Origin of the sequence: Flavobacterium sp. UBA5153, from assembly GCA_002413745.1 — a bacterium.
GTDB lineage: Bacteria > Bacteroidota > Bacteroidia > Flavobacteriales > Flavobacteriaceae > Flavobacterium.
In genome coordinates, this window is the sequence record DHXP01000007.1 from 22,838 (window position 1) to 28,106 (window position 5,269).

Below are 5,269 nucleotides of genomic sequence, written 5' to 3' on the forward strand. Positions count from 1 at the left end.
AAGGTTTCCAAAACCTTGTAGGTGTATTTTTTATAAACAATATCTGTACTTTATTTTTCAATTTTCTAACAATCTCAAAACCCTGTCAAAATCATCATTTGGCAAACCTGCTTTTTTAAAGACTCCAAAATCAAATTTTACTTTTTGAATCCAACTTAAATTATCGGTTACGTTTTGTGATTGGTATTTTTTGTAAATTGACTTAGCCGATTTAAAGTCGTTATTAAACAAATAAGCATGAGCCAAATTCAACTTTACCAATAACTCGGAATTATCAAGCTTCTCGCCTTCTTTTAGAAATTTAATCGCTTTCCCATATTGTTTAGTCATAATATAACTATTACCAATAGTATTATAATCTTCAACGTTTGCTTTACCGTCATTTATAACGGCTAATAATTTCACTATGGCATCGCCGTATTTTCCTTGATTTACCAAATCTGATGCTTGGTTCCGTAAAGTGGCATAAATCACATTAGAAGCTCCCATTTCGTTGAAACAGGCATTTCCGAAGTCTTTATGCGCTTTTGATTTTTCGATGCCGAGGAGTTTCTGGAATTCCTGAAACTTATATTCTTTTTGTAATTTTTCGAGGATGCAAACACAAAAATCATCCGAATTAGGAAGTTTTTTTGCTAAATCGGACGTTTTACATTGATTGATGATTAATTTGCGGTTTTCTAAATTCCAACCTCTATTGAGTTTAGTATCTACCCAGGGAACCACTTCGAGAATGATTTTTTGGTTCATTATCCAGTTTTTGCTTTCGAAACCAAACCACATATTGGTCAAATTGGGTTGTAAACAACTGGATTTGTCTATCGAAAGACGTTTGGCATCTTTACTGATAGCTTCATTTTGGACCAAGCAAACTTTGTCTGTTTTTCCGTTTTCTATGTACTCCGAAGCCAAAACACTATTTGAAAAAATAGCATATCTGCATTTGTCGTCACCCGAAATTTTTGATAAAAGAAAAACCGCTCCCGCAGTTCCTTGACTAATGCCTGTTGGATCAGGAATCGATTTTAACACCGAAACCAAACTGCTTGCCAATTGTTGGTTTTCATCAAGAAGCGTGATTCTGTAAACCACTTCGGTGGTTCCTACAGGCAAATCTTCGATTTTTATGACAATCCTGTCTCTTGCCGAGACGACAATTTCTTTTGTGGTGGTTCGGTCTTTGTCCCAATAACCGTCTTGTTGTGAGAAAACGGATTGAAATGAAATACTGATTACAAGTACAAAAAATAATTTTTTAATATTCATTTTCTTGATTGTCGTGATTTTTTAGCCCAGTCCCGATTGCTATCGGGAGAAACGGCATCCCACGCTTTTTTGCGTGGATATAGTGGAAAGCTGGAAAAAGCTCCTAAAAAATTATAATTCAATACTTTCTCCTATTTCAAGCAGCATTAAGTCTTTTCCTTTATCGAAAAACTTGCGGATGGAATCTTCGTGATTAATCACGATGTAACCGAAAGTATCGTAGTGAACGCCCAGTATTTTATCGCATTCGACAAAATCAGAAGCAATAATGGCATCATCGACATCCATAGTGAAATTGTTTCCTATTGGAAAAATAGCCAAATCCAGTTTGGTTCGCATCGGGATGAGTTTCATGTCCATTGTCAAAGCAATATCTCCCGATATATATATGTTTTTGTGTTCGCTTTCGATGACAAAACCACCGGGATTTCCACCGTAGCCTCCGTCAGGAAATGAACTGGAATGAATGGCGTTGACAAATCTTACTTTTCCAAAATCAAAATTCCAGCTCCCGCCGTGGTTCATCGGGTGATATTTAAAGCCTTTTTCGCCAAAATGAGAGGCCACTTCGTAATTAGAGACGATAATCGCACTCGTTCTTTTGGCGATAGCTTCGACATCAAGAATATGATCGCTGTGTGCGTGAGTCAATAAAATATAATCCGCTTTCAAGGACTTGATGTCAATATGCGCTGCTTCCGGATTGGCAGAAATATAAGGATCGACTAAAATGTGTTTGCCGCCAACTTCGATTCCCAATGAGGCGTGACCGTAAAATGTGATTTTCATATTTTTTTAGATTATAGATAATAGAATAAAGATAATAGAATAAAGATAATAGAACATAGACGAAAGATAAAAGAATAGTCAAGATACAAAATCTATTTTCTTTTTTCTCTTTGTCTTTTTCATTAATAATTATTGACCAGCAAATCCGAAATGAAGAAAATCATGCACAACGCCAATAACACCGAAAGTGCAAAAGTGCTTAATGCCAGTTTTTTTAATTCAGGATCCAACTCCTTAGGCTCTTGATTTTTATAAACGGTAATTAAATGTTTGGTTAAAGGAATGTAAGCCAGTAAAAACAAATATTGGTCAAAATGGAAATTGTTTATAATCGCAAAAATCAACACTAGAACCATTGCCGAAACAATTAGAAAATAATGGTATTTCTTTGCTTTTGCACCGCCAATTTTTACCACAATTGTGTTTTTATTTGATTTTCTGTCCGATGCTTCATCTCGCATATTATTTAAATTCAAAACCCCAACACTTAATAATCCGATGGCAGTTGCCGGTAAAAACAGGTCGAAATTCAATTGTTTCGAATATAAAAAGTTTACGCCCAACGTACTTACCAATCCAAAAAACACAAATACGAATAGGTCGCCATAACCACGATATCCGTAAGCCGTATTTCCAACGGTATAGCGAATCGCCGAAGCAATTGCCAAAATACCCAACACTAAATAAAATAAAGAATAGCCAATATTAGTATCCCTGAAAGCAAAATAAATCAACAACATTGCCGAAACCAATGTCAGTGCAGCTGTAATAATAATGGCACGTTTCATGGCTTCAGGAGAAATTACTCCACTTTGAATGGCCCGTTTTGGCCCAACTCTATTCTCGTTGTCAGTTCCTTTCATCCCATCGCCATAGTCATTGGCAAAATTGGACAGGATTTGCAATCCCAGCGTTGTCAAGATTGCATATCCAAATATTCTCCAGTTGAAGACTTCTGTTGGCGTGAGAATGTTATCCGTTGGATATGCCAATGCATACATACTCCCAACTATTATTCCGGAAACCGATAATGGCAAGGTTCTTACTCTTGCGGCTTGAATCCAATGTTTCATTTGATTTTATTATTTGCCACTAAGGCGCTATTTTGCCACAAAGGCACAAAGGCACAAAGTTTTTATTAGTATTTTTTATTATTTGTCACTAAGATGCTAAGTCTCAAAGTTTCTATTGGTGTTATTGCTCAAACTGAACACTGTAAACTGAATACTGCCAACTATATTACGGTAACCATTTTTTTTCAAAATTTGGTTTTCGTTTTTCAAGAAAAGCATTTCTGCCTTCCTTGGCTTCTTCGGTCATATAGGCTAATCGAGTTGCTTCGCCAGCAAAAACTTGTTGTCCTACCATTCCGTCATCCGTAAGGTTCATGGCAAATTTCAGCATTTTGATGGAGGTTGGCGATTTTTGCAAAATTTCCTGTGCCCATTCATAAGCTGTATCTTCTAACTCGGCGTGTGGAATCACGGCGTTAACCATTCCCATATCCATAGCGTCTTGAGCCGAATAATTTCTTCCGAGGAAGAAAATCTCGCGTGCTTTTTTCTGTCCCACCATTTTCGCCAAATAAGCCGAACCATAACCGCCGTCAAAACTAGTCACGTCAGCATCGGTTTGTTTGAAAATGGCGTGTTCTTTACTTGCCAAAGTTAAATCGCAAACCACGTGCAAACTATGTCCGCCGCCAACAGCCCATCCTGGAACTACGGCAATAACCACTTTTGGCATAAATCGGATTAAACGCTGTACTTCGAGAATATTCAAGCGATGTTGGCCGTCTTCACCCACATAACCTTGGTGACCGCGGGCATTTTGGTCGCCTCCGCTACAAAATGAGTAGATTCCATCTTTGGATGAAGGTCCTTCGGCAGAAAGCAAAACCACGCCTATTGAAGTGTCTTCTTGGGCGTCATAAAAAGCTTGATACAATTCCGAAGTGGTTTTGGGGCGAAATGCATTGCGAACATCAGGTCTGTTGAAGGCTATTCTGGCAACTCCATTGCATTTTTTATAGGTGATATCTTCGTATTCTTTGACCGTTATCCAATCCATTATATTCTGTTTTTAAATTATTTTAGTGTAAAAATAAACCATTTTTTACACATTCTATCATTCTATTTTGGCCAAGCCAAAAGTAATTCTCTTTATTTTAAATTTCAATAAAAAAAGAGGAAAGCATTACACCTTCCTCTTTTAAATAATTTACGGAAATTTAAAATTTATTCTTTAACCAAATAAATTCCGTCTTCCTTAATCTCGATTAATTTTTCTTTATACAAAGCTCCAATGGCTTTCTTGAAGGTTTTTTTGCTCATTTTCAAAACAGTTTTAATGTCTTCAGGATGTGAATTATCTGTTAATCGCAAGAAACCACGGCTTGCCCTGAGTTCATCCAAAATTTTCTCGGCATTCGGTTCAATGCTTTGATAACCTTGAATTTGTAATGAAACATCAATTTTATTATCAGGACGAATGGTTTTGATATAACCTCTCATTCTATCCCCTGTGCGAATCGAATCGTCATAAACCTCATCTTTATATAACAAACCTTTGTGTTGCTCGTTGATGATGACGTTGATGCCAATTTCTGTGATATGCGAAACAATTAAATCTACTTCTTCTCCTTTTTCAACCGTCAAATTATCGTTTTTCAAAAACTGGTTGGTTTTGCTGGACGCCACCAAACGGTTAGTTTTCTCGTCCATATAAAGATAAACCAAATAGCGTTTGCCTTTTTCCATTGGTCGTGCTTGCTCTTTGAACGGAACCAGAATATCTTTTTCCATTCCCCAATCCATAAAAGCCCCAATTTGGTTGACATAATTCACACGTAAAAGCGCAAATTCATTCAACAAAATATAAGGTTCCAAAGTTGTGGCAACAGGACGTTCTTCGTGATCCAAATAAACGAAAACAATAATCTCCTCGCCTATTTCAAATTCGTTGGGAACGTATTTATTGGGTAAAAGAATGTCGTGAATTCCTTCAGGATCAGTTTCCGGAGTGCCCAGAAACAAACCTACTTTGGTGTCACGTAATATGGTGAGCGTATTGTATTTTCCTATTTCAATCATTTTCTTGGGATTCTACTATTCTGAGGCGCAAAGGTACGAAGAGGATTTGGATGTTTGATTATTCGATTTATAAAGTTAATGAGAAATGACATCATCCCCAAATAATACCGCTAGTTATTTCA

Annotated in this window: 5 protein-coding genes; all 5 read right to left on the reverse strand. The window is 36.8% G+C overall.

Annotated features, from left to right (window positions below):
- Nucleotides 1-57: 57 nt before the first annotated feature.
- Nucleotides 58-1,266: a tetratricopeptide repeat protein gene (locus B2145_RS01365; RefSeq protein WP_291097352.1), complete on the reverse strand. Its 1,209-nt coding sequence runs from the start codon at nt 1,264-1,266 to the stop codon at nt 58-60.
- 111 nt (nt 1,267-1,377) lie between these two features.
- On the reverse strand, nt 1,378-2,055 hold the full coding sequence (locus tag B2145_RS01370) for a metal-dependent hydrolase (protein WP_291097354.1): 678 nt from the start codon (nt 2,053-2,055) through the stop codon (nt 1,378-1,380).
- A 122-nt stretch (nt 2,056-2,177) separates the two neighbouring features.
- Nucleotides 2,178-3,128 carry a 1,4-dihydroxy-2-naphthoate octaprenyltransferase gene (gene menA, locus B2145_RS01375; RefSeq protein WP_291097356.1) on the reverse strand — a complete coding sequence of 317 codons (951 nt, stop codon included), beginning with the start codon at nt 3,126-3,128 and terminating at the stop codon, nt 2,178-2,180.
- 166 nt (nt 3,129-3,294) lie between these two features.
- Nucleotides 3,295-4,125: a 1,4-dihydroxy-2-naphthoyl-CoA synthase gene (locus B2145_RS01380; RefSeq protein WP_291097358.1), complete on the reverse strand. Its 831-nt coding sequence runs from the start codon at nt 4,123-4,125 to the stop codon at nt 3,295-3,297.
- 167 nt (nt 4,126-4,292) lie between these two features.
- A complete protein-coding gene (locus B2145_RS01385; RefSeq protein ID WP_291097360.1) occupies nt 4,293-5,147 on the reverse strand; it encodes a CvfB family protein in 855 nt (284 codons plus the stop codon).
- Nucleotides 5,148-5,269 lie beyond the last annotated feature (122 nt).